This window comes from Pseudonocardia sp. EV170527-09, from assembly GCF_008369905.1.
In the GTDB taxonomy this organism is placed as follows: domain Bacteria; phylum Actinomycetota; class Actinomycetes; order Mycobacteriales; family Pseudonocardiaceae; genus Pseudonocardia.
Genome location: NZ_VRMC01000577.1, coordinates 1 through 251, shown reverse-complemented (window position 1 = coordinate 251; position 251 = coordinate 1). Strand labels below are relative to the sequence as shown.

General features: G+C 58.6%; 1 protein-coding gene. It reads right to left on the bottom strand.

Going from position 1 to position 251, the window contains the following annotated elements; genetic code table 11:
- The coding region (locus FVA95_RS31295; protein ID WP_205016095.1) for an AarF/UbiB family protein at positions 1 to 251 on the bottom strand (251 nt) is incomplete at both ends.

The following is a 251-nucleotide window of genomic DNA, read 5'->3' as shown; positions in this document are numbered from 1 at the left end:
ACATAGGCTATTCGGTTGTCGGGCAGAACCAGGATGCCGGCGGGGCTTAGGTCGGAATGGAAAAGTCCGTCCCGATAGATCTGGTTGAGCGTGCTCCAGTAGATGCGCCGGGCAATGAGACGCAGGTCGTAGCCCCGGCCTTCGAGTCTAGCGAGGTATTGCCGGTCGTCCTGTTGGATTGCGTTGAGGATCTGCCGCACCGGTATCCCGTCGACGAACTCCCAGGTCAAAATACGCTTGGCGGTATACTC